We start from the raw sequence: 23,590 nt of genomic DNA on the forward strand, positions 1-23,590 counted from the left end.
AAGTTAGACATTGCTTCTGGCAAGCAGGTATAGGAAATAAGGAGCGCCAATAACGGCAACGACAATCCCTGCATGAATTTCCGAAGGTTGAATGATAGTGCGGCCGAGTGTGTCCGCAAACAAAAGCAGAAGACCTCCGAGAAGCGCCGAGGCAGGGAGAGCCAGCGCATGATTGGGGCCGATCAGCCTCCGTGCTATATGAGGAGCGATCAGTCCGACAAAGCCAATGCCGCCGCTGACAGAAACAGCCGATGCCGCAAGCGCCACTGACGCGAAGGTAAGTAAAAGACGCTCTTTTTCCACTCGGAGGCCGAGCCCTTTTGCCATCTGTTCGCCGAATGTGAGAGTATCGAGCGCGCGCCACCGGTAGTAAATGAAAATCGATAATATAATAAACCAGGGAAGAAACGAATATACATAAGGCCAGGTGGACCCGTAAATTCTTCCAGCCAGCCATATAGCGACAAAGTCAAACTGCTCCGGCTGCAGACGCAGCATGAGAACGGTCATCAGTGCATTCAGCCCGGCAGCTACTGCGATGCCAGTCAGTATCATTCTCATCGGTACGAGGCCGAGCTGCCGGTCGTAGGCAAGAATATAAATTAATGCCGCAGCCAGCAGGCCGCCAAAAAGCGCGAATACCGGAAGTAGATACGGTGAAGCGGCGTCAATCGAGCTGAAAAACGAAATATATAAAACTACAAACAAACCGGCTCCAGTAGTAATGCCGAGAATACCCGGATCGGCCAGACTGTTACGGGAGATTCCCTGCAGTACGCATCCTGAAACGGCAAGAGCCGCTCCGACAAGAAGCGCGATAACGATCCGGGGAAGACGGAACTGAAATAGGACGAGGTTCTGGTTGCTGTCGCCAAACCCGAAGAGCGTCTTTAACACTTCAAACGGTCCCAGCGGGGTAACACCGGAATTCATGCTGAACAGCAGTACGATAAATATTAGAATGGCGAGGAAGCTGAATACGAAAATGCGCCGTCGGCGGCGCTTTCGTTCCCATTCGCCGGAAAATATAGAATGCATTTAGAGCTCCCTCCTCTCGCGGCGCGCAATGTATAAAAAGAACGGCACACCGATAAGCGCGAATAAAGAGCCGAGAGGGGTTTCGTACGGCGGATTAATAATCCGGGCACCGATATCGGCGAGCGACATAAAAATCCCGCCCACGACGATTGAGCACGGAATGATAGCCCGGTAGTCGACTCCTACGAAAAACCGGACAACGTGAGGAATAACGAGGCCGACAAATCCAATAGGACCCGCAATAGACACGGCAATGCCGGCGAGAAACAAAACGGCAAGTGTGCAGAGTAATTTGATCAGGCCGACACGCTGCCCAAGACCTGAAGCAATATCGTCCCCAAGGCTTAAAATAGTGACGGAGCGCGACAGAACTACCGCAAACAAAAGCGCTCCCCCCATCCACGGGAGGGCTGGCAGCAGCTGTTCCCACCGGACGCCGGACAGTCCGCCGGCATACCAGAAAGCAATATCCTGGCTGAGATCAAAGTGAATGGCAATGCCTTCACTTAACGCAGTGAACAGGGCGTTAATCGCCGCCCCGGCAAGTACCATGCGAAGAGGCGTCAGGCCGATGCGTGAAAGCGAAGCAATGCCAAAAATCAGTCCCATGCTGATCGCCGCGCCTAAAAAAGAAAAAACAATCAACAGGTTATAAGAAAGACCCGGCAGAAATGCAAAACAGACTGCCACCATAAAAATTGAACCTGCGTTGATGCCGAGAATCCCGGATTCGGCCAGTGGATTTCTTGTCATTCCCTGCATAATGGCTCCGGCTACGGCGAAGCAGGCACCGACAATAATATCTGCGATAGCCCTTGGAAGACGAAGCTCGCGGATCACGACGTGATCATTCAGGGAAGCGTCATAGTGAAACAATGCGTTCCAAACAGTACCAATTTCCACGTCTGCAGCGCCGACAGAAATCGAAAGCAAAAAAATAAATCCAAGTATAGGAAGGCCGGCAATAAACATTAGTACAGCTGTTACAGGACGTGAAGTAATATCGTCTTTATAGGTGGAGGGTTCCGTTTGTTGACGCATTTTTATCCTCTTTCAACATTAAAAAGTCATTCAGTAGTGATAATCATTATCAATCAATATTTATCATATCAGCTGAATTTCTTTCTGTCCATGTTTTCCTGTATAAGCAGAGCAAATAAAACAACTTCCGCCTTTTCCAAGAGGGAAGTTGTTTTATTATTTTTCAGGTTGTGTCACCTTTAATCAACTGAACGTCGAGGACGATGTTTTGATTATGCTTTCGGTCATCCTGCGGTTCAATATTATTGATTAAGGAAAATGCAAGCGATTCTCCCAATTTATCGAGTGGCTGCTGAATGGTAGTCAGCCTGGGTGTCTGCAGCATACGGGTGAAGCTGTGATTGTCATAGCCGATAATTTTCAGTTCATCAGGTACATGGATATGATGTCTTGAGGCATAAACATATAACGCGTAAGCGAGCAGATCGTTACTGCAGAAGATGCCGTCATAATTTTTAAGAACAGTACTGATCTGTTCTTCAATAAATTTATAATTATCTTCAAAGGTCGCTTCAATATAGGCACCTTCGATACTCCTATAAGCGACGCCTGCTTTCATAGCTGTTATTTCAAAGGCGTCCTTGCGCCGGTTGGCAAGCAGATCGTATTCGAGCGGTCCCGAAATATGAAGGATTTTTTTGCACCCGCTCTCAATGAGGTGTCTGGTGGCAATCTCTCCGCCCTGATAGTTATCACTGGCGACATAGGGAATAGAAGGGGAAATCACGCGGTCAAAGGAGATGACCGGCATTTCTTCATGTTCATATTTTTCGGTAGACAATGTATGACTGCATACAATAATACCGTCCGCCCGATTCTGGCGGAGCATATTTATATAATTGGCTTCCTTTTCGGCATCGTGCAGAGAATTACAGACGATGATTTTGTAATGCCGGCCAATTGCGTAAGCTTCAATTTCATTAATCAGTTCAGAAAAGAATGGATGTGCCAGGTCCGGCACAATCACGCCGATTAACCCCGAACGGCTGCGCTGCAGCGACCGGGCGATCTGGTTCGGCTGGTAATCAAGCTCCTTCATAGCTTTTTCCACCCGGTTTCTTGTTTCTTTTCCAATATAGCCGCGGTTGTTCATAACTCTTGAAACAGTGGTCACGGAAACTCCGGATAATTTTGCGACATCTTTGATGCTGGACATAGGCACCTTCTCTCCCTCAAACAAACATTCTTCTAATTCTATTATAACTTATTTCACAAGGGCGTCTTTTATGAAAACGTTAACTTATAATTTATAATTAAATAATCTATTAAAAATACTTATTTGTAAAGGTTTTATTGAAGATAAGAACAGGGAGAAAGAATGATATGACTTATTTTTATGAAAACGTTTGACATATAATTTTAAATACGTATAATGCAACTTGAAAGCACTTACAAAAAAAGAACGCCTAAGGGAGTGTGCACCGTGAAAAAACCTGCCCTCTGTTTAATCGCTTTTTCAGCTTTAGGACTTAGCGGCTGCTCGTTTGAATCGTTTGGAGCAGATGATGACCGTACAGAAGTAGAAATCATGACGGGAAAAGTAGAAATTAACGATGCCTTTGAAGAACTGGCCAGGGAATACGAAGAAGAAAATCCGGATGTGAATATTCAAATTACGAGCGTAGGCGGAGGGTCAGACTATCTGGGCACGCTGAAATCGCGTTTTTCTTCGGGAGATGCCCCGGATGTATTTAGTGTTGGAGGCCCAAAGGAACTGCAGCAGTTTGATCAGTATGTGAAGGATTTATCGGACACCGAGTCAGCCGAAACAGCTCTTGATGGCACTCTGGAGCAGGTGAGTGAAGGAAACGAAGTGTACGGACTGCCGTTCAACTACGAAGGCTATGGACTGATTTATAATAAACGTATTTTTGAAGAGGCCGGAGTTAATGCTGATGACATTCAGACATATGAAGATTTAGAAGCAGCGGTACAGACAATGGACAGCCAAAAAGAAGAGCTTGGTATTGACGGAGTATTCGCTTTTCCAGGAAAAGAATCCTGGGTCATTGGCGGCGATCTTGGCAACGCTTATCTGTCGCCTGAATTTAATGAAAGCGGTACAGAAGCATATGAGGCAGAAACAGTAGATTTCGAACGCGAAGATGAGTATCAGCGGATGTTTGATTTACAGGCGGAATATTCGATTACTCCGGTTCTCAGCATGACCTATGCCCAGCAGGTGGAGGAATATTTTGCCCAGGGCGATACCGCGATTATCCAGCAGGGGAACTGGGTGTATCCGTCGCTTGCTCAGGCAGATGAAGAGTTTGCGAACGAAGATATAGGCATGATGCCGATTCCGGTGGAAGGGCATGAAGGAGAAATACCGGTCGGCGTCCCGAACTATTGGGCAGTAAACAAGGATAACGATGATCAAAGCATCCAGGAAGCAGAGGCGTTTCTGGACTGGATGAACAATTCTGAAACCGGCAAAGATGCTGTCTTAAATGACTTTAACTTTGTACCGGCCTATGAAGATTACGATACATCGCAAATTTCCGATCCCTTATCCCAGCAGGTAAACGAAAGCATTCAGAACGAAGAAACACTGAACTGGATTAAGCTGAGCTACCCGAATGCATGGGATGGTTTTCTCGGCTCTCAAATGCAGCGCTATTTGAGCGGGGACTATACGTGGGATGAAGCGATAGAAGCTTCGAAGGAAGAATGGAAAGAAGAACGTTCGACAGAATAGAGCAATAAAAACCGGTAATTTCATAAAGAGTATATAAAAGATACATTATGAGCAACGTCAGGAGGAGTACGATGAATGATCGCAGTTTAGCATATTGGTTATTTTTGGCCCCAGTACTCATTGCCCTCGGAGCAGTGGTTGTTCTCCCGTTTTTATACGGATTCGGTTTGTCATTTACCAATTGGAATGGGGTGTCCATCAGCAGCTTCGTCGGACTGGAAAACTACATCAGCCTTTTTCAGGACGGTGAGTTCCGCAACGCCTTTTGGTTCACACTTTTATTTGCCGTCGCGACAGTCATATTGCTGAATATTTTTGGTCTCGGTCTTGCTTTGCTCGTGACCAGAAGCTTAAAAAGCAGCAATCTGCTTAGAACTGTTTTCTTTATGCCGAACTTGATCGGCGGACTGATTCTTGGGTTCATCTGGCAGTTCATTTTCGTTAACGTGTTCAGTGAAATAGGAACGGCTTTGAATATTGAAGCGATGCAGGGGTGGCTTTCTACGACCGCCACCGGATTCTGGGGGCTTGTGATTCTTACCGCCTGGCAGATGTCCGGATATATCATGGTTATCTATATTGCTTATCTGCAGAGCATTCCCGGTGATTTGATTGAAGCATCAAAAATCGACGGGGCAGGGGCTTTTGAACGCTTCAAAAGTATATTGTTTCCGCTGCTCGCCCCAGCCTTTACGGTCAGCATGTTTTTAACGCTTTCGACTGGTTTTAAGCTTTATGACCAGAATCTGTCACTGACAAATGGCGGACCGTTCGACTCCACCCAGATGCTTGCCATGGACATCGTGCGGACGGCATTCGTCGAAAACGATATGGCTTATGCCCAGGGTAAAGCTGTGATTTTCTTTATTATCGTAACGGCGATTGCACTCGCCCAGGTTTACTACAACAAACGCCGGGAGGTTGAAATGTAATGAGTATGACCAAAGCCGAAAAACGCAGACTGGTGCCGCTTGAAATTGTGGGAATAGTCCTTGGAGTGCTATGGTTAATTCCTTTTTATCTGATGCTTACCAACGCTTTTAAAACACCGGACGGAATTTTTGAAAGCGTTATGGCTCTGCCTGGCACCTTTGTATGGCAGAATTTCATTACGGCCTTTCAGGAGCTCGAGTTTCTAAAATCCTTATTTAATTCTGTTATGATTACCGGTGTGAGCATCGCCGTGATTGTTATATTTTCCTCGATGGCAGCCTATGCGCTCGCCCGGAATCCGAGCAGGCTCAGCACGACGCTGCTGTTTGTATTCGTGGCCGCTATGCTTATTCCGTTTCAGTCCGTAATGATTCCTCTTACATCGATCTTCGGTCAGGTGAACCTGCTGAACGGAGCCGGCCTGATTTTTATGTATCTTGGTTTTGGTTCGAGTCTGGCTATATTTTTATACCATGGGGCGCTCAAAAGCATTCCAAAATCGATGGATGAAGCAGCAATTATTGACGGAGCCAATCGTTTTCAAATGTTTTGGTTTGTTATCTTTCCGCTGTTAAAACCGATCACAGTAACTGTTGCCATTTTAAATGTTATCTGGATCTGGAACGATTATTTGCTGCCGTCACTGGTGCTCGGCCAGGACAATGCAACAATTCCGCTGAAAATGTTCTATTTCTTCGGCCAGTATACGACTCAGTGGCATTTGGCACTCGCCGGTCTTGTGCTTGCAGTGGTTCCAGTTATTATTTTCTACTTTATAGCTCAAAAACAAATTATCGAAGGAGTTTCGGAAGGCGCGGTGAAATAAAAAGCCGCAATACTACCATTTTATTTACAGAGGGGCGTATAAACAATGGAGCAGACATGGTGGAAGGAAACGGTCGTCTACCAAATTTACCCGAGAAGCTTTATGGATTTAGACGGGGACGGAATTGGCGATATCGCTGGAATTATTTCGAAGCTCGACTATCTGCAGGAGCTTGGTATCGGGGTGATATGGGTATGTCCGGTATATGCCTCGCCTAATGACGACAATGGATACGACATTAGTGATTATCAGGCGATTATGCCGGAGTTTGGGACGATGGAGGATTTTGACAGGCTGCTCGGGGAAGTGCATCAGCGGGGAATGCGCCTGATCATGGATCTGGTCATTAACCATACGTCCGATGAGCATCCATGGTTTGTGGAGTCTCGTTCTTCCAAAGAGAGTGAATACCGGAACTACTACATCTGGCGGCAGCCGGAAAATGGCGCGGAGCCAAATAATTGGGGGTCCATTTTTGAAGGGTCGGCCTGGGAATGGGACGAGGGTACCAAAGAGTATTTTCTGCACATCTTCTCCCGTAAGCAGCCGGACCTGAACTGGGAAAATCCGGATGTCCGCCGTGATCTGTACGATATGGTCAACTGGTGGCTCGATAAAGGAATTGATGGATTCCGCATAGATGCTATTTCCCATATTAAAAAGAAACCCGGCCTTCCGGACGTACCAAATCCGAATAATGAAGACTATCCGCCTTCATTCGACGGTCATTTAAACCAGCCAGGCATTCAGGCATACCTTGAGGAGCTGAAGAAAGAAACGTTCGACCATTACGATATTATGACCGTCGGAGAAGCCAACGGAGTAACAATTGAAGAAGCGGACGCATGGGTTGGGGAGACAAACGGCAAATTTAATATGATCTTTCAATTTGACCACGTTGATTTATGGGGAAAAGGAGGCGACAGCCGGCCGGACATTTTTGCGTTGAAAGAAATTTTTGCTAAGTGGCAGAAGGGGCTGGACGGTATCGGCTGGAACGCTTTGTTTTTAGAGAATCATGACCTGCCGCGTTCAGTATCTACATGGGGGGACGCAGATAACTATTGGTATGAAACGGCCACGGGGCTTGCAACGATGTACTTTTTCATGCAGGGAACCCCGTTTATTTATCAGGGGCAGGAGATCGGTATGACCAACGTCGAATTCCCGTCCATTGAAGATTATAATGATATTGCCATTCGGAACCTTTACCATAAGGAACGTCAGGCAGGAACGCCGCACGAAAATATTATGAAAACGATCTGGAAGACCGGCCGTGACAACTCCCGCACTCCGATGCAGTGGGACAGCAGTCCGTCCGCCGGCTTTACGACAGGCACGCCCTGGCTGAAGGTTAATCCGAATTATTCTACGATTAACGTCGAACAGGAAAAAAAGAGATCTCCGTCTGTATTTACTTACTATCAAACATTAATACGGCTGCGTCAGAAATGGAAAACGCTTGTATACGGCTCATTTGACCTTGCGCTTCCGGACCACCCGCAGGTTATGGCGTATATAAGAACTCTTGAGGGTACTAGAATGCTTATTATGGTGAATCTTTACGATACTAAAACAAGCTGTGAGCTCCCCGGGGAATTTGCAGTCCAGGCTCCGGACCTGATATTAAATAATTACGGAGATGCCCGGGCAGAGGGGATAAAGGAAACCACCCTGCGGCCGTTTGAAGCTGTCGTTTACGCTTTAGGGGGTGCCGGTACATGAATCATCAGCAGCAAATAAACGAAGCAGTGAAAGGCATTGCATCCATACAAAAGAAAAACAAAAAGAAGTACTGGCGTCCCGCCTTTCATATTACGGCGCCTGTATCTTGGATGAACGATCCTAACGGCTTCAGTATGTTTAAGGGTGAATATCATTTGTTTTATCAGTATCACCCGTACTCACCGGAATGGGATAACATGCACTGGGGCCATGTTAAAAGCCCGGACCTTGTCCATTGGGAGCATCTTCCGCCCGCGCTGGCGCCAAGCGAACCATATGATATGGATGGCTGCTTTTCGGGAAGCGCCTTGGAAGCGGCCGGACAGTTAGTCTTAATGTATACAGGTAATGTGTGGACGGGCCCGGACCCGGATGAAGACTTAAAGCAGGTTCAGTGTCTAGCCACAAGTTCAGATGGTCTCCGGTTTGAAAAGCACGTTCAAAATCCTGTTATATCAGAAGCCCCTGCAGGAGGAGTACATCCGAATCATTTCCGGGATCCAAAAGTGTGGAGAGAAAATGATTATTATTATGCAGTGCTTGGCTCCCGGACAGAAGACAACGTCGGCCAGGTGCTTCTTTACCGGTCAGAAGACCTTCTGGATTGGGAATTCGTGAACATACTGGCAGCAGGCCGGGGAAATATGGGCTACATGTGGGAATGCCCGGATCTTTTCCGGCTTGACGGCTTTGACGTGCTTGTGATGTCCCCGCAGGGCGTGCTCCCGGAAGGGGAACGGTATCATAATCTGCACCAGGCGGTGTTTGCCGTAGGTGACCTGGACCTCGAGAAGGGAACGTTTGATTTTGACGTGTTCCACCCGCTCGATCATGGTTTTGATTTTTACGCCCCGCAGACAACGCTGGACCGCTTTGGGCGCAGAATCGTTATCGGATGGTTTGCGATGTGGGAAAGTGATATGCCGGAAAAAGAAGCATTGTGGGCTGGTGCGATGAGCCTGCCGCGCGTTTTGTCCTGTGAAGCGGGCCTATGGAAAAGCCGGCCTCTGCCGGAATTGGCAGACCTGCGCGGAGAAGAAGTGAAACACCGCGGCGTCATCATTGAAGATGAAGGACAGATGGAAGGTGTCGAAGGAAACTGTCTGGAGCTTCAGGTTGTTATAGATCCGCTAAAGGCAGAAGAATGTGGTTTGGACATTCTCGCAAATGAAGGTACAGGGGAAAAAACGAAGCTTGTATATAATACACACGAGCAAAAAATAACGCTTGATCGTGAAAAGTCCGGCAGGGGACCCGGAGGAACAAGAACGACAGACGTTGTTCTGGAAAAAGGCCTCTTGTATCTGCATATTTTTATCGATCACTCCACGGTAGAAGTATTTATGCAGGACGGGGAAAAGGTGATGAGTGCCCGCGTTTACCCGGCAGAAGCTTCTACCGGCATCCGCTTTTTCAGTGACAGGGCAGTAGAGCTGGTTGAAATCCGGAAATGGGAGCTTTCAAAAAGTATATCGGCCGCAGCATTTGATATGCAGCTGTTATCAAAAAATGAATAATAAAAGCAGCCGTATTTTTAGATGCGGCTGCTTTTTATCGTGCGCACTGCGAAAGGTTATTCAGTCAGCTGGGCTATCTTAGCAGAAGACAGGGCGGTATTCGGGGAATTTACGGTAAGGCATACGACAATGCCCGAAGGATCGGTAACGTAAAAAGCATGTTTTTCGCGGTGAAAAGGATAACCGGCGGCCTCGAGTCTGTCGGCAACAGACTTCAGAGCCCGGTCAGAGGGAAGCACAAGTGTGTACATATCGATGCCGGTATTTCGTATAGATGCTTTAGGAGCCTGTGCTCCTGCCCATGGATTAAGCCCGATATGGTGATGATAGCCGCCGGCAGCAACAAAAAAAGCAGGGAATTTCTGCGGGTCGGCGGTCAGTCCAAGTCCAAGCACTTCTACATAAAAATGATAAGCCTCCTCCATGTCGTGCACATGAAGATGAACATGTCCCATCACAGTTCCGGCAGGAATACCGTACCACTGCGTATTTTTTCCCGCCTGAAGCAGCTGTTGTTCATGAAGGGGCTCCACGGTCATGTGCACGAATCCGTTGCTGTCATATAGCCATTCTGTTCGGGGGCGGTCACGGTAAACCTCGATACCGTTTCCGTCCGGATCAGTCAGATAGAGAGCTTCGCTGACACTGTGATCAGAGACTCCGAACCGCTCACCAATGCTGTGCAGATGACGGATGAAAGCTCCCAGGGACGCACGGTCCGGAAGAAGAACAGCAAAGTGGTACAGCCCGGCATATGTGCGCGGGGGAGTGATCGAACCCTCCACTTCCCGAAGCATGACGAGAGGGAGTTCGTCTGACGGCACGCCGAGAACAGCAGCAGAAGATGAGCGTCTGAGTATCCGGAGGCCGATCACGTTTTCGTAATAAGCAGCGGCCCGTCCGATATCCTGCACGCGGAGCTGCACAGGCCCGACAGAAACAGCGGGATCAATCACATTAGTCATGCGTAAACACTCCTCTAATTTTTATTATAGTATGCAGGTGTATGTAGAGTTCATCATACTAGGAAAAGGCTCAGGCATGGAAGTACCCACTTTGAAGTGGTATAGTATCCCAAACGATACTAACGAAGGCCGCACCTGAAAAACCGCTCAAAAAAAGGATTTTCTTTTATCCTGGGCAGGAGAGAGCGGGAGGAAACGAGAAGAAAGCAAAATAGTTTCATTACAGGCAGGGGAGGGCAAACAATGCATGAAAAACACGGCTTGTCCGCAGTGGACAAATACGATTTCCCGGATACGCCCGAAGAACAGGAGCTTAAGAACGCGATTGTTTCTGCAGAAGTAGAAGGTTTTGTTTTTTCAGAAAAAGATATCGAAGCCGTGCGGAAGCTTCGCGACGGGCAAATGACGATTAAAGAAGTGACAGCTTCTGTAGCGGAAGGGCGTTTATAATATGAGCGAATCCTATTACACGTATGGAGACAGCGGAGTGCTTATAAACAAAATGAATTTTCGGGAAGCAGCCAAGGCAGAGAAAATCGAGCAGATTATTACAACGTACCGTCTGCAGCAGATGATGACGGCAAAAAAGGTGCTTGGCTCCTTTGACGAAGAGCATATACGGCGTATTCACCGGCGGCTGTTTTCTGATGTATACGCCTGGGCTGGAGAATTTCGGACGGTGGATCTTGCTAAAGGAAGAACATCCTTTCTGCCTGCAGCATTTATCGACAGAGGTCTGCGTCATCTAAGAGACTCCGTCCAGGAAAAAAATAAACTGACGTACAGAGACAGAGAAGCTTTCGCCGAAGCCTTTGCCCCAGTTTATAATGACCTTAATCACATTCATCCATTCCGTGAAGGAAATGGCAGAACACAGCGGGAGTTCGTTCGCCAAATTGCCTGGCACCATGGCTTTGACATGAAGTACACGCCGCTTCAGCAGGAAAAGCTGTTTGAAGCTTCTGTGGCTGATGATGAAAAGAAAGCAGCTGCAGCACTGGCGGAGGGCCTGACTGAAAGCTGAAAAAGCAGCCTCCCACGGGGAAGCTGCTTTTGATTTATTGTTTTTCGATCAGTGCACCCTGGCGTGAGGAACGGGGCTTCGCTTTAGGAACAGGCCTTGAAGCGGCGATTTTTCCTTTAGCTATGCTGAGCACAAAAGCAGTAGCAATAATAGATAGTGTGGAATAAGCGCCTGCGATTAAGCCGACAGAAGCAAGCCCAACGGCTACAGCGAGTACATCAAAGGATAAATTGACTTTGCCGGGATTCCACTGGAGCCGGCGCTGAAGAAATAATGCGAGAATGTTAGCGCCGCCGAGCGAGGTGTTGTTCATAAATAGTATCGATATGCCCGCGCCTATGCTGACACCGCCGAAAATGGCTCCAGCAGCCGGATGGATGCTGAAAGCAGGAAGAAAGTAACTCAGGCTTGTCAGCGCGGAAAGCAGAGACACTGCGGCGATTGTATTCAGCGTGAATTTCCATCCCATATGCACAACAGAAAACACATAAAAAGGCAGGTTAATGATAAAAAATACAGCCGAAAAAGACAGCGGCAGGATGTAAGTCAAGCCGAGCGCCAGGCCTGCCGTGCCTCCGGTGACTAAATCAGCGTGCTGGAGCAGAGTAATGCCGAAGGCAGCTAACAAACATCCGGCCAGAACTTGTAGTATGTTGGTTATGTTTATCAACGGTCGTCTCCCCTTCAACAATAGGATACTTCTAGTATAAGGAAAAAGATTCCAAGGTTGAATAATTATATGAAGGATAATAAGTTTAAAAATATTAAAAATGAATACATATCATATAATTTATATTCAAAAAGAAAGGTGAAGTGCGTTTGAATGGATCATATTGATGTTGAAATGCTCGAGATACTTCAGGAGGACGGAAGAATATCAGTAAGTGATTTATCCAAGAAATTAAACTTAAGCCGTCCAAGCGTTTCTGAACGAATGACAAGGCTGCAGGAGAGAGGAATTATTGATCACTTCAGTGCAGTGGTTTCCCCGGAAGCTGTGGGCCGGGATACGCTTCTGATGATCCAGGTGAGCGAACTGAAGGATACGATCCCCCGTTTTGAAAAAATGATTGCAGAGGATACACGGGTACTGGAATGCCACCGGGTGACTGGGGAAGTAAGCTATTTTATTAAAGCAGCGGTAGAAGGAATGGACAGCCTGAGAGAGCTTGTTGATACCCTGATCTCCTACGGAAATATTAATACGTCAATTGTGTTGAAATCGCCGGTGGAGCGGAGAAAAATACTGCCCGAAAACCGGGAGCAGGGATAGTCGGTTTTCTTTCTAGGGGTGGGTAATTGTGATAAGATTAATATGATTTAGAGAGCGAGAGCATATAAAGTAGGGGGAGAAAGATATTGGTGAACGAACGTGAAGCGTTGCAGCGTGTCATCGAAAACGTGCAGCAGGTCGTGGTCGGAAAAAAAGCTGAAATTGAATTAAGCCTGACAGCGCTCCTGGCCCGTGGGCATATCCTGCTTGAAGATGTGCCCGGCGTGGGAAAGACGATGATGGTGCGGGCAATTGCCAAATCCATTGGCGCGAGTTTTAAACGGATACAATTCACCCCGGACCTCCTCCCATCAGATGTTACAGGTGTGTCTATATATAACCAGCGGACGATGGAGTTTGAATTCCGTCCCGGTCCATTAATGGGAAACGTTCTGCTCGCAGACGAGATTAACCGTACTTCCCCGAAAACGCAGTCAGCCCTTCTCGAAGCGCTGGAGGAAAAAAGCGTAACAGTGGACGGCGAAACGAGAAGCCTCGAACGTTTATTTTTTGTAATGGCCACACAGAATCCGGTTGAGTACGGGGGGACGTATCCTCTGCCGGAAGCCCAGCTCGATCGTTTCCTGTTTAAGCTCCGGCTCGGCTATCCGACAGAAGAGCAGGAGATAGAAGTGCTCGAGCGCGTGGAATTCACCCATCCGATTGATGAGCTTTCCTCTGTAATGAGTCTTGAAGACGTTTTAAAGGCTCAGGAACTCGTGAAAAACGTGCATGTAGACCAGTCAGTGAAACAGTATATTGTTTCCATCGTGCGGGAAAGCAGAAACCACCGCGATATTTATCTTGGCGTCAGTCCAAGAGGGTCAATTGCGCTGATGAAGGTGTCACAGGCATATGCTTTTGTGAGAGGAAGAGACTATGTGACTCCGGATGACGTGAAGTATCTTGCGCCGTTTGTTATGGGCCACCGTCTTATTCTGCAGACAGACCAGCAGATGGCGGATAAAGACGGGGAAACTGTAGTGCGGGACATTTTATCGAGTGTGCGTGTGCCGGCATCAGACAGTGATTCGGCGGTACGCCCATGACTCGGTTTTTAAAAATCGGAAGAAAAGTAATGCAGCTGGCAGCTGTTGTGGCTGCATTAGCTGTATTATTTATTTACGCTATGTTTCAGGGAGGCTTTGTCAGCTGGTTTTTATTTTACAGTGTGACAACTCTTGCGGTAATGCAATTATTATTGTTAATTTATCCACTTCGTTCTTTAAAGGCAGGGCGCAGGCTGACAGCTGAGATGCTTTCATTCAACGGCTCTGCAGAAGTCGAGGTTACGCTGAAAAAAAGAATTCCATTTCCACTGATATATGTAAAAATCCGGGATCACCAGCCGTACGGAATCAGGGACTGGGAAACGTCCGCTGAAACCCTGGTGTTCCCTTTTTTTCAAAGGGAGGCCTCCTATTCTTACAGTATTAGGGGCAGACGGCGGGGAAAGCACACCATCGACTATCTCCGCGTCCGCTCCGGTGATCTGTTTGGCTTTGTGGAGAAGGATTATGATATTCCAGTTTCTTCCACGGTAGTGGTGCTTCCAAGAATGAGAAAATTAGCGAACTGGAATACAGCGGCAGATAGCTCCTCTGAAGCAGTATCGCTGTCGCAGCGGCTGCAAAGCGAATCTGTGAATGTAGCAGGAGTTCGCGATTACACTCCCGGGGACCGGATGGCAAACATTGACTGGAAGGTAACGGCCCGGGCCGGAAAGCTTGTCACGAAAGAATTTGAATCCGAAAAAGGAGAGGGTTATTTTCTGCTGCTTGAAAATGCCGTTGATATAACGTCTGAATTATTTGAAACCGCGGTGGAATTTGCTGCTTCTTTGACGGAGTATGCCTATCAGATGAAAATGCCGATTGGCTGCGGGGTGACGGCTTCCGAACAGGTCCTGCAGCAACCAGGAACCTCGAAAGAGCATTTTCAGCGTATTTATCAGAGTCTGGCGTATGTAGAATTGAATACAGAAGCAGGGGCCTCGCCGTTTTTACGCCAGGCCCCGGGGCTTGAAGCATTAATTTATGTTACCCCGGTACTTTCTGAAATTAGAATTAAAGAATTAAAACAGTGGGCCGGCCAGAAGCGTTCCATCATTGTAGCGCTGCTTTCTGATGAGAGCGGAGTCTCGCGCCGCGAAGGTGTGGAAGCACTGCGGCATACCAATATTCATATCTACCATATTCAGCCGGGCGAGGCTGGTTTTGAATTGTTATAGAGGAGGCATAATTATTTGGTTAAACCGGAGCATACCTGGAAAAAGTTGATTGTTTATATTCTTGGTTATTTCCTGCTGGCAGAATGGCTGCTGCCTCTGCCGGAAGCTACCGGGACAGGTTCAGTTACTGTATTTATGGTTGTTTCTGCCGCCTTTTTTGTTGTCATTTATCTGCGTCCACCCTGGTGGACGATTATTGGCATCGTACTTTTGGTTATACTGACGGGCATAAACACTGTTTTTTATGAGGAGTCGCTGCTGCAGCCGGGCTGGCTGGTTTCCCTGGCTGCAGAAGTACAGACAAATATTGGTTATATTATCAGCGGCCAGTGGTACGCATTAACTGATATGTTCCGCAGTGTATTGTTTATGCTTCTGCTCGCTATTATGAGCTATTTGATTTATTTCTGGGTAGTTCAATCCCGCCGGATTTTATTTTTTCTGACGTTTACAATTATTTATATTGGCGTGATGGATACTTTTTTCGAATACGATGGAATGTTTGCGGTAATCCGTACGTTTGTTATAGGATTTTTGCTTTTAGGACTGCTTCAGTGGGATCGTATCGTATCACGTGCGGAAGACAGGCAGGCACAGAGAAAGGTCTTTAGCCGGTGGATGCTGATTATGGCTGTCTTTTTGATTATCGCCGGGGGCGTTGGCGTGCTTGCTCCCAAAAGTGAACCACGGTGGCCTGACCCCGTTCCGTTTTTAACGTGGGGAGAAAGCAGCACCGGAAGCAGCCAGGGCGTACAGAAGATTGGCTATGACGATGCCGATCAACGCCTGGGCGGCGGATTTCAAATGAGTGATATGCCGGTGTTTACTGCCTCCGGTGATATTAACGGCTACTGGCGGGGCGAAGCTAAAAATGTTTACACCGGTCTTGGGTGGGAAGTGGATGCCCCTGATGAGACGTCTTCTGAGGCCGGCTTATATAATGAGAGTATCGAGACGGAAGAACAGGAAGTAAACGTTGAAATGGCAGAAACCCAGGAATTTGATTTTGCCTTTTATCCGGGTTCGTTTCTTTCTATTGAAGAAGACATAGAAGCATCGGTAGATACCTGGACAACCCAGGCGGAATTTGAGACTGGCGGGGAGCCGGCGTCGTTAACGAATTATACGGTGGCGTATGAAACGGCGGATTTCCCCGTAGAGCAGATGAGTGCTGTTACTGATGACTCAGAAGACCCGGAGGAAGTAACAGAATACTTCACACAGCTTCCGGACGATCTCCCGGGAGAAATTCAGGAGCTCGCCGAAGACCTTACCGAGGAAGATGATAACCGTTATGCAAAGGCAAGAGCGGTGGAAAGGTATTTGCGCGGTCCGGATTTTTCCTATCAAACGACAAACATCCCGGCTCCCTCGGAAGGCGGGGATTATGTCAGCCAGTTTTTGTTTGAATCACGGACCGGGTACTGCGACAATTACTCGACTTCGATGGCAGTGCTGCTCCGGACGCTGGATATACCGACACGCTGGGTAAAAGGGTTCACGGAAGGTGACCAGGCTCCGGGAAATGAAAACCAGGTGGAGGTCACCAATGAAAATGCGCATTCCTGGGTGGAAGTGTATTTTCCAGAGGTCGGATGGGTCCCGTTTGAACCGACGAAAGGTTTTTCTTCAGAGTTTAATTACACGTATGAAAACAATGAAGCCTCGGAAGAAGCACCTGAAATTGAAGATGAGCCGCCGGAGGAAGAAGCAGAAGCACCCGAAGAAGAGGAAACAACTCCTGAATCAGAAGAAGAGAACGAAGAAGAGCAGGAGGATACGTCCGGGGGCGCCGGCATTGACTGGAGACTTCCGCTGTGGCCCTTTTTTGCAGCGGTTGTCCTCCTCCTTGGAGCCGGCTGGCTTTTCCGGAGGAAGCTGTTGGCCAGCTATCTTCTTTTCAAATACCGGCATATGCACACCGATGCAGAGTTTCAAAGTGCCTATCAGGCACTGCTGAGGCTGCTGCGGACAGCGCGCGTGAAACGAACCAATGGGGAAACACTGCGGGAATTTTCCGGGCGGGTGAATGACATCTACGGCAGCGGTGATATGGAGCCACTGACTGAAAAATACGAACGTCTGTATTACGGACGTAAAACCGGAGACGGAGCCGAGCCGGAAACAGTTGCTGCATGGAAACGACTGGTAAAGAAAATCCGTTCTTGACCGGCTCATGACGGGCTGTTAAAATTTATTTCATGTTTACAGGTGAATACCTCGTATAGTTTGGGATCAGGCCCAAATGTCTCTACCCGGCCGCCGGAAAATGGCTGGACTACGAGGGCAGTGAAGGACAGAAAGCGGCCGAAGCGCCGCCGTTTGTTCCCAGTTAAAAAGCTGCTTTCGTATAATGCGAAAGCAGCTTTTTTAGTCTGTAAAAAAAAGACTTTCATTAAAGTGTTTGACGTACGCCCGGCAATCGAAAACAGATAGTTGCCCGGAAGCAGGCATTCCTTTAAAGTGAACCTTGCACGTACATATTTGAAAACAGTTAGGGGTAGAAGCGATGAGCGTAGGAAATATCAGTGAAACGATTATTGTTCTGGACTTTGGCGGCCAGTATAATCAATTGATTACACGCAGAATCAGAGATCTCGGTGTTTTTAGTGAACTTCATCCGAATACGATCAGTGCAGAAAAAATTAAAGAATTAAATCCAGCGGGGATTATCTTTTCCGGCGGCCCGAACAGCGCGTATGTTGAAGGCGCGCTCACCTGTGATCCAGCTATTTTTGACCTTGACATTCCTATACTGGGTATCTGCTATGGGATGCAGCTGATGACGCTGCATTACGGCGGAAAAGTGGAAAAAGCCCAGCATCGGGAATACGGCAAGGCGGATATTCATGTGCAGGCGAATCCAGTATTATTTGAAGGACTGCCGAAAACCCAGAGCGTGTGGATGAGTCACGGCGACTTAATTGTTGAGCCACCAGAAGGTTTTACGGTCGACGCGACCAGCCCGTCATGCCCGGTAGCTTCCATGAGTGCTCCGGAGAAGAAAATGTATGGCGTTCAGTTCCATCCTGAAGTACGCCACACCCAGTTTGGCGATGATATCATGAAAAACTTTGCCTACCGGGTCTGCGGATGCTCGAATGAATGGACAATGGCCAACTTTATCGATGAGCAGGTAGAAATTATTCGGGAACAGGTAGGCAGCCGTAATGTGCTGTGTGCGTTGAGCGGCGGTGTGGACAGCTCGGTAGCTGCGGCGCTTGTACACAAAGCGATCGGAGATCAGCTTACATGCATGTTTATTGATCACGGCCTGCTGCGTAAAGAGGAAGCGACAGGCGTCATGGAGTCTCTCGGACGCGGATTCCAGATGAATATCGTGAAAATAGACGCGGCCAAACGTTTTCTCGATCAGCTCGAAGGAGTGAGCGATCCGGAGCAAAAACGTAAGATTATCGGAAATGAATTTATCTACGTGTTTGAAGAAGAGGCAGGAAAGCTTGAAAACGTGGATTTTCTTGTCCAGGGCACGCTTTATACTGACGTCATTGAAAGTGGTACGGACACAGCTCAGACGATTAAGTCACACCATAATGTCGGCGGACTGCCGGAAGATATGAAATTCGATCTGATCGAGCCTCTGAATACGCTGTTTAAAGACGAAGTCCGCAAGCTCGGAACGGAGCTCGGAGTGCCGGATGAAATCGTGTGGCGCCAGCCATTCCCTGGACCGGGACTTGGCATTCGCGTACTCGGGGAAATTACGGAGCAGAAGCTCGAAATTGTCCGGGAATCGGATTATATTTTACGGGAGGAAATCAAGAATGCCGGTCTCGACCGGGAAATCTGGCAGTATTTTACGGCGCTTCCGGATATGCGGAGCGTTGGCGTAATGGGAGACAGCCGGACATATGATTACACTGTTGGAATCCGTGCGGTCACTTCAATTGATGGTATGACTTCGGACTGGGCCCGTATTCCATATGACGTTCTTGAAAAAATTTCCACCAGAATTGTCAATGAGGTGCAGCACGTCAACCGTGTCGTGTACGATATTACGTCTAAGCCGCCTTCGACCATTGAATGGGAGTAGGGGCTTGTGCGGTAAGCACTTAGTAAGTATATAATAGAAGCAGAGAGAGTTTTGCCTGGGGAGAGCAAAGAGAGGAAGAGATAAGAGGATGGATCGTTTTTTTGAATTTACAAAGAATGAGACGAACTACAAGAAAGAATCGTTAGCCGGTTTAACGACTTTCCTTGCGATGGCGTATATTTTATTCGTCAACCCCAGTATTTTAGCCGAAGCCGGAATGAATGAGGCCGCCGTGTTTGTAGCGACAGCCCTGGCAGCAGCCATCGGGACACTGATCATGGGGCTGCTTGCCAGGTATCCGATTGCTCTGGCACCGGGGATGGGGCTCAATGCCTTTTTTACATATTCCGTTGTGCTGACAATGGGGATCCCCTGGGAGCTTGCTTTATTTGGGGTATTCTGCTCCGGAATGATCTTTATTGGTTTAACGACATTTGGCATTAGAGAAAAAATTATTAACGCAATTCCGGAGGAACTGAAATATGCGGTTTCTGCCGGTATTGGGCTGTTTATTGCTTTTGTCGGCCTGCAGGGAGCGCAGATTGTGGTGGCTGATGAGTCTACTCTTGTCACGCTTGGCACACTTACTTCCGGACCGGCTGCTCTTGCGGCTTTCGGACTGGTGGTTACCGTCATACTGATGACCCTTGGTATCCGTGGAGGTATTTTTTACGGGATGGTGATTACAGCTCTGGCTGGCATTTTGGTGGGTCAGATTCAGCCTCCGGGTCAGATTGTCTCCGGGGTGCCCAGCATCGCACCGACATTCGGGGCTGCTTTCACCTCTCTTACAGACTTTTCGTGGGATTCAAGCTTCATTATTGGGTTTATCGTAGTTGTTCTTACATTTTTGTTTGTCGACTTTTTTGATACTGCTGGAACTTTGTTTGCAGTAGCCAACCAGGCCGGCTTCGTAAAAGATAACAAACTGCCGCGCGCCGGGCGAGCCCTGGTGGCGGATTCATCTGCTACCGTGATCGGCTCGATTCTTGGAACGTCTACAACAACAGCATATATTGAATCCTCAGCCGGCGTAGCTGTCGGAGGGCGCACCGGATTTGCTTCGATTATTACGGCACTGCTGTTTCTTGCCGCTTTGTTTTTCTCGCCGCTTCTGGGCGTGGTAACAAGTGCTGTAACGGCTCCCGCTCTTATTATTGTAGGGGCGCTGATGGTATCGTCGCTTCGCTTAATTGAGTGGCAGCGTCTCGAAATTGCCGTGCCTGCCTTTTTAACCGTCGTCTCGATGCCGCTCACCTACAGTATCGCGACCGGTATTGCCATGGGCTTTATCTTCTATCCGATCACGATGGTGCTGACGGGAAGAGGGAAACAGCTGAATCCGATTATGTACGCTCTGTTTTTTGTATTTATCATCTTTTTCCTGTTTTTAACACCGTAGCAAGCAGCACGTGCTTCCAAAAGGAGGCGCGTGCTTTTTGTTTAGCCTGCATAAAATAAAACTTTTATGGGAATAGGGCAGAAGATCATTTTATGGAGGTGGAAAGTATGAGCACATTTAAGGCGCTGGTCGTGGATAAAAACGATCAGGGAGAAGTTACAAAAGAAGTACGTACACTGGAGGAAAAGGATCTGCCTGAAGGCGACGTCACCATTGATGTACACTATTCAAGCATCAACTATAAAGACGGCCTGGCAGCAGTACCTAAAAGCCAGATTGCACAGGGATATCCACTGATTCCGGGCATCGATCTCGCCGGCGTTGTCGCTTCGTCCAGTGACTCGAGGTATCAGGAGGGCGACGAGGTGCTCGTTACAGGATATGAACTGGGGGTTGCCCATCACGGCGGTTACGCAGAAAAAGCAAGAGTGCCTGCTGACTGGGTGGTAAAACTTCCGGAGGGGATGACTCCGAGAGAAGCCATGATTTTTGGAACTGCCGGGTTTACAGCAGGATTATCGGTCGTGCGCCTGGAAGAGGAAGGAGTCAGACCGGATCAGGGCGAGATTGTTGTAACCGGTGCTACTGGCGGCGTTGGAAGCATGGCTGTAGCGATGCTTCACTCCCTCGGATATGATGTGGCAGCTGTTACCGGGAACGCCGAGGCCCATGATTATCTTCGGAATATTGGGGCAGGACGTATTCTCTCCCGCGAAGATGTAAATCCGGACAAGCGCAAGCCGCTCGGCAAAGCGATGTGGGCCGGGGCCGTCGACCCAGTTGGGGGAGAGACGCTCGCCTACCTGCTGAGTACGATGAAGTATCACGGCACTGCGGCAGTCAGCGGACTTACCGGAGGGACGGACGTGCCTACGACAGTACATCCTTTTATTTTACGTGGTGTGAATCTGGCCGGGATTGATTCGGTGTACTGCCCGGCAGAAAAAAGACAGTATGTATGGAACCGTCTCGCAAGCGACCTGAAAGTACAATCACTGCTTGATACGATTGCAAGCGAGACCACCCTGGATGATTTGGCGGAGAATCTTGACGCTATTTTGGAAAGCCGGATCCAGGGCCGTCGGATCGTCGCTTTGAAATAGCAAAACTCAGGCCCTCCATTTGGATACGTAAGGATTGCCGGTTTCAAAGAACCGCCATGGGTAATGGCGCGCTTCGCCGCTTCCGGAAATACCGACGCGCGGGCCGTTTTCAACTACAGGTTCATAGTCTTTTGGTGACAGATACAGCGGCGGATGGTCAAGTTCATGGCCGTAATAGCTCATATCAATGCCAAGAGCTTTTGTTAACTTGCCGGGGCCGTTTGTCTGCTGAATGCCGCGGACACGGTGCCGGCGTTTTTGAATAAGCTCAAGGCCCGCTACTGGCTCGACAGCGCGGATGAGGACAGCCTCCGGAGATTCCTCCACCCCGCTGACGATATTTAGAAGCGCATGGGTATGCATCGTGTACATATATACGTAACCCGGGGGAAAAAACATTACATCCGTCCGCTTTGTTCTGCGGTAATTGTAGCTGTGGGCAGCCCGGTCCACCGGGCCGATATAGGCTTCCGTTTCAACAATTCTGCCGGCTGCAGGACCTTCCGGCGTTTCATGCACAAGTACACAGCCGATCAGGGCCCGGGAGAGTTCGAGTGTCGGTTTTTCGTAAAAATCCTTTGAAATAACAGAATAAAGTGCCATAGGGAAGAATCCTTTCTTTAGGTGTATACGAAAAGGAATATATTGATTATGATAGAAATATAATGTATATAGTTTTACATAGCGAATAAGAAGCGTTTTTTAGTGTACCAAATTCCGGGTCATAGTAAAAATATTAAGGCAGGAGATGGAAGAGGTGCTTATATGGGTATAGCAGTCACGGTTATTATAGCTTTAATCATCATTGGAGCAGTTATTTTAATTCAGCGGGATCAGTATTTGAAAAAAGTCCGGCAGTACGATAGAAAAATGGAAGAGGAAATTGAGGGAAAGAGCTCGCAGTACCGCGAGGATATCCAGGCGATACGCGGCAAATATGAGGAAGAAAAAGGGAAGCTGACGGATTACATTTATCATCTGGAGAAAATCTCACGGGAACCGGAAGAAATGAAAACACATGAACTGCTTCGAAGCATTAAAAATGATCTTGTCGAAGCAAATCAGATTGCTGTGGATGAAATGTTAATTTCCGGACACGTGTACGTTCCGCTCGATGACCGGACGGAGCTTTCGACCCGCCAGGTGGACCACGTCGTTTTGACGAGCCGCGGACTGTATGTGCTTGAAACACAGAAATGGAAAGGCCATATTATTCACGGCGTCAGTAAACACAATGCCGGGACACTTGATTTTGTGCTTGATACGCTGTACCCGGATCTTGAAGAAGACGTGGAAACGACAATGGTTTTTCAAAACACAAGCCGGGGGCATATTCGGTCAGGAACATTTGAAGTACACGACAGTCCGATTGAACATGCCAAAGCGACGGCTTCGATTACAGAAGATTTTCTGCGCAGGGAAAAGCACAATCCGGGCGAAGTGACGCCAATTATTTTCTTTGGCCATTCGAACACGCAGGATGACCGATTTGTTCAGGACGTGTCGGTGGATGCCTATACGCATCGTTTTACGACAGAAGCAGCACTGCGTGCGTTCTTTCATGAGCAGTTTTCCCAAAATGCGCCCCTGTACTCCCAGGAGCAGCTGTATCAAATGGAACGCTCCATCATTACGACAAATTACGTTTCATAGATGCTTTTATACAGAAGCCGCCCCGGCATTTTAGAGTGACCCCATAATATGAGACAGGAAAAAACACCCCCAACGTCGTATGTAGTATTAACGATGATCTGGAGGTGT

The 23,590-nt window shown here is 48.1% G+C and carries 21 protein-coding genes and 1 riboswitch; of the genes, 15 read left to right on the forward strand and 6 right to left on the reverse strand.

Annotation, left to right across the window (positions count from 1 at the left end; translation table 11 throughout):
• Nucleotides 1-3: 3 nt before the first annotated feature.
• The 3 genes from ACTRXG_RS11080 to ACTRXG_RS11090 form a co-directional block, all read right to left on the reverse strand.
• Nucleotides 4-1,038 (reverse strand): FecCD family ABC transporter permease, encoded by a 1,035-nt coding sequence (locus ACTRXG_RS11080; protein ID WP_474262492.1) that lies wholly within the window; start codon nt 1,036-1,038, stop codon nt 4-6.
• Nucleotides 1,039-2,079, reverse strand: coding sequence for a FecCD family ABC transporter permease (locus tag ACTRXG_RS11085; RefSeq protein WP_474284979.1), 1,041 nt, complete (start codon nt 2,077-2,079; stop codon nt 1,039-1,041).
• 163 nt (nt 2,080-2,242) lie between these two features.
• Nucleotides 2,243-3,235: a LacI family DNA-binding transcriptional regulator gene (locus ACTRXG_RS11090; protein ID WP_474284980.1), complete on the reverse strand. Its 993-nt coding sequence runs from the start codon at nt 3,233-3,235 to the stop codon at nt 2,243-2,245.
• 267 nt (nt 3,236-3,502) lie between these two features.
• Between ACTRXG_RS11090 and ACTRXG_RS11095 the strand changes: the two genes are divergently transcribed.
• The 5 genes from ACTRXG_RS11095 to ACTRXG_RS11115 all read left to right on the forward strand — a co-directional run bounded on the left by ACTRXG_RS11095 (nt 3,503) and on the right by ACTRXG_RS11115 (nt 9,778).
• Nucleotides 3,503-4,777 (forward strand): ABC transporter substrate-binding protein, encoded by a 1,275-nt coding sequence (locus ACTRXG_RS11095; RefSeq protein ID WP_474284981.1) that lies wholly within the window; start codon nt 3,503-3,505, stop codon nt 4,775-4,777.
• A 71-nt stretch (nt 4,778-4,848) separates the two neighbouring features.
• Nucleotides 4,849-5,709, forward strand: coding sequence for a carbohydrate ABC transporter permease (locus tag ACTRXG_RS11100; RefSeq protein ID WP_474262488.1), 861 nt, complete (start codon nt 4,849-4,851; stop codon nt 5,707-5,709).
• 5 nt (nt 5,710-5,714) lie between these two features.
• Complete coding sequence (locus tag ACTRXG_RS11105) at nt 5,715-6,536, forward strand: carbohydrate ABC transporter permease (RefSeq protein WP_474262586.1); 822 nt, start codon at nt 5,715-5,717, stop codon at nt 6,534-6,536.
• 45 nt (nt 6,537-6,581) lie between these two features.
• Nucleotides 6,582-8,261: a glycoside hydrolase family 13 protein gene (locus tag ACTRXG_RS11110; RefSeq protein ID WP_474284982.1), complete on the forward strand. Its 1,680-nt coding sequence runs from the start codon at nt 6,582-6,584 to the stop codon at nt 8,259-8,261.
• Entirely contained in the window at nt 8,258-9,778 is a 1,521-nt protein-coding gene (locus ACTRXG_RS11115) for a glycoside hydrolase family 32 protein (protein ID WP_474284983.1), read from the forward strand. The genes ACTRXG_RS11110 and ACTRXG_RS11115 overlap by 4 nt, the downstream gene beginning before the upstream one ends.
• A gap of 56 nt (nt 9,779-9,834) precedes the next feature.
• On the opposite strand, the gene ACTRXG_RS11120 is transcribed toward ACTRXG_RS11115, so the two are convergent.
• The gene (locus tag ACTRXG_RS11120) at nt 9,835-10,743 is read right to left on the reverse strand and encodes a VOC family protein (protein ID WP_474284984.1); all 909 of its coding nucleotides are present in this window, start codon (nt 10,741-10,743) and stop codon (nt 9,835-9,837) included.
• Between the two features lie 243 nt (nt 10,744-10,986).
• On the opposite strand from ACTRXG_RS11120, the gene ACTRXG_RS11125 reads away from it, so the two are divergent.
• Together ACTRXG_RS11125 and ACTRXG_RS11130 are read left to right on the forward strand one after the other, a co-directional pair.
• Nucleotides 10,987-11,193 carry a hypothetical protein gene (locus ACTRXG_RS11125; RefSeq protein ID WP_474262484.1) on the forward strand — a complete coding sequence of 69 codons (207 nt, stop codon included), beginning with the start codon at nt 10,987-10,989 and terminating at the stop codon, nt 11,191-11,193.
• Nucleotide 11,194: 1 nt separating this feature from the next.
• Nucleotides 11,195-11,767: a Fic/DOC family protein gene (locus ACTRXG_RS11130; protein ID WP_474278825.1), complete on the forward strand. Its 573-nt coding sequence runs from the start codon at nt 11,195-11,197 to the stop codon at nt 11,765-11,767.
• 34 nt (nt 11,768-11,801) lie between these two features.
• Here ACTRXG_RS11130 and ACTRXG_RS11135 read toward each other — a convergent pair whose 3' ends face one another.
• Complete coding sequence (locus ACTRXG_RS11135) at nt 11,802-12,437, reverse strand: YitT family protein (protein WP_474281791.1); 636 nt, start codon at nt 12,435-12,437, stop codon at nt 11,802-11,804.
• Nucleotides 12,438-12,590: 153 nt separating this feature from the next.
• Between ACTRXG_RS11135 and ACTRXG_RS11140 the strand changes: the two genes are divergently transcribed.
• The 7 genes from ACTRXG_RS11140 to ACTRXG_RS11170 all read left to right on the forward strand — a co-directional run bounded on the left by ACTRXG_RS11140 (nt 12,591) and on the right by ACTRXG_RS11170 (nt 21,829).
• Entirely contained in the window at nt 12,591-13,040 is a 450-nt protein-coding gene (locus ACTRXG_RS11140) for an Lrp/AsnC family transcriptional regulator (protein WP_474284985.1), read from the forward strand.
• Between the two features lie 89 nt (nt 13,041-13,129).
• Nucleotides 13,130-14,089, forward strand: coding sequence for an AAA family ATPase (locus ACTRXG_RS11145; protein ID WP_474262584.1), 960 nt, complete (start codon nt 13,130-13,132; stop codon nt 14,087-14,089).
• Nucleotides 14,086-15,270, forward strand: a complete 1,185-nt coding sequence (locus ACTRXG_RS11150; protein WP_474284986.1) for a DUF58 domain-containing protein — start codon at nt 14,086-14,088, stop codon at nt 15,268-15,270. The genes ACTRXG_RS11145 and ACTRXG_RS11150 overlap by 4 nt, the downstream gene beginning before the upstream one ends.
• Nucleotides 15,271-15,285: 15 nt before the next feature.
• Nucleotides 15,286-17,439: a transglutaminase TgpA family protein gene (locus ACTRXG_RS11155; protein ID WP_474284987.1), complete on the forward strand. Its 2,154-nt coding sequence runs from the start codon at nt 15,286-15,288 to the stop codon at nt 17,437-17,439.
• A gap of 31 nt (nt 17,440-17,470) precedes the next feature.
• Nucleotides 17,471-17,571, forward strand: a riboswitch (purine riboswitch).
• Between the two features lie 208 nt (nt 17,572-17,779).
• On the forward strand, nt 17,780-19,324 hold the full coding sequence (gene guaA / locus ACTRXG_RS11160) for a glutamine-hydrolyzing GMP synthase (RefSeq protein ID WP_474284988.1): 1,545 nt from the start codon (nt 17,780-17,782) through the stop codon (nt 19,322-19,324).
• Nucleotides 19,325-19,412: 88 nt separating this feature from the next.
• Nucleotides 19,413-20,726: an NCS2 family permease gene (locus ACTRXG_RS11165; protein WP_474262477.1), complete on the forward strand. Its 1,314-nt coding sequence runs from the start codon at nt 19,413-19,415 to the stop codon at nt 20,724-20,726.
• A 107-nt stretch (nt 20,727-20,833) separates the two neighbouring features.
• Nucleotides 20,834-21,829, forward strand: coding sequence for an acrylyl-CoA reductase family protein (locus ACTRXG_RS11170; protein ID WP_474284989.1), 996 nt, complete (start codon nt 20,834-20,836; stop codon nt 21,827-21,829).
• A gap of 6 nt (nt 21,830-21,835) precedes the next feature.
• Here ACTRXG_RS11170 and ACTRXG_RS11175 read toward each other — a convergent pair whose 3' ends face one another.
• Complete coding sequence (locus ACTRXG_RS11175; protein ID WP_474284990.1) at nt 21,836-22,432, reverse strand: DNA-3-methyladenine glycosylase; 597 nt, start codon at nt 22,430-22,432, stop codon at nt 21,836-21,838.
• 162 nt (nt 22,433-22,594) lie between these two features.
• Between ACTRXG_RS11175 and ACTRXG_RS11180 the strand changes: the two genes are divergently transcribed.
• Nucleotides 22,595-23,482: a nuclease-related domain-containing protein gene (locus ACTRXG_RS11180; protein WP_322526102.1), complete on the forward strand. Its 888-nt coding sequence runs from the start codon at nt 22,595-22,597 to the stop codon at nt 23,480-23,482.
• Nucleotides 23,483-23,590 lie beyond the last annotated feature (108 nt).

It is taken from the genome of Marinococcus sp. LNSP9103-4 (assembly GCF_056034345.1).

Coding starts and splice junctions, on each gene's coding strand:
- ACTRXG_RS11165 (WP_474262477.1), top strand. CDS start 19,413: ATGGATCGTTTTTTTGAATTTACAAAGAATGAGACGAACTACAAGAAA.
- ACTRXG_RS11085 (WP_474284979.1), bottom strand. CDS start 2,079: ATGCGTCAACAAACGGAACCCTCCACCTATAAAGACGATATTACTTCA.
- guaA (WP_474284988.1), top strand. CDS start 17,780: ATGAGCGTAGGAAATATCAGTGAAACGATTATTGTTCTGGACTTTGGC.
- ACTRXG_RS11090 (WP_474284980.1), bottom strand. CDS start 3,235: ATGTCCAGCATCAAAGATGTCGCAAAATTATCCGGAGTTTCCGTGACC.
- ACTRXG_RS11115 (WP_474284983.1), top strand. CDS start 8,258: ATGAATCATCAGCAGCAAATAAACGAAGCAGTGAAAGGCATTGCATCC.
- ACTRXG_RS11170 (WP_474284989.1), top strand. CDS start 20,834: ATGAGCACATTTAAGGCGCTGGTCGTGGATAAAAACGATCAGGGAGAA.
- ACTRXG_RS11105 (WP_474262586.1), top strand. CDS start 5,715: ATGACCAAAGCCGAAAAACGCAGACTGGTGCCGCTTGAAATTGTGGGA.
- ACTRXG_RS11125 (WP_474262484.1), top strand. CDS start 10,987: ATGCATGAAAAACACGGCTTGTCCGCAGTGGACAAATACGATTTCCCG.
- ACTRXG_RS11140 (WP_474284985.1), top strand. CDS start 12,591: ATGGATCATATTGATGTTGAAATGCTCGAGATACTTCAGGAGGACGGA.
- ACTRXG_RS11080 (WP_474262492.1), bottom strand. CDS start 1,038: ATGCATTCTATATTTTCCGGCGAATGGGAACGAAAGCGCCGCCGACGG.
- ACTRXG_RS11130 (WP_474278825.1), top strand. CDS start 11,195: ATGAGCGAATCCTATTACACGTATGGAGACAGCGGAGTGCTTATAAAC.
- ACTRXG_RS11180 (WP_322526102.1), top strand. CDS start 22,595: ATGGGTATAGCAGTCACGGTTATTATAGCTTTAATCATCATTGGAGCA.
- ACTRXG_RS11100 (WP_474262488.1), top strand. CDS start 4,849: ATGAATGATCGCAGTTTAGCATATTGGTTATTTTTGGCCCCAGTACTC.
- ACTRXG_RS11110 (WP_474284982.1), top strand. CDS start 6,582: ATGGAGCAGACATGGTGGAAGGAAACGGTCGTCTACCAAATTTACCCG.
- ACTRXG_RS11150 (WP_474284986.1), top strand. CDS start 14,086: ATGACTCGGTTTTTAAAAATCGGAAGAAAAGTAATGCAGCTGGCAGCT.
- ACTRXG_RS11120 (WP_474284984.1), bottom strand. CDS start 10,743: ATGACTAATGTGATTGATCCCGCTGTTTCTGTCGGGCCTGTGCAGCTC.
- ACTRXG_RS11175 (WP_474284990.1), bottom strand. CDS start 22,432: ATGGCACTTTATTCTGTTATTTCAAAGGATTTTTACGAAAAACCGACA.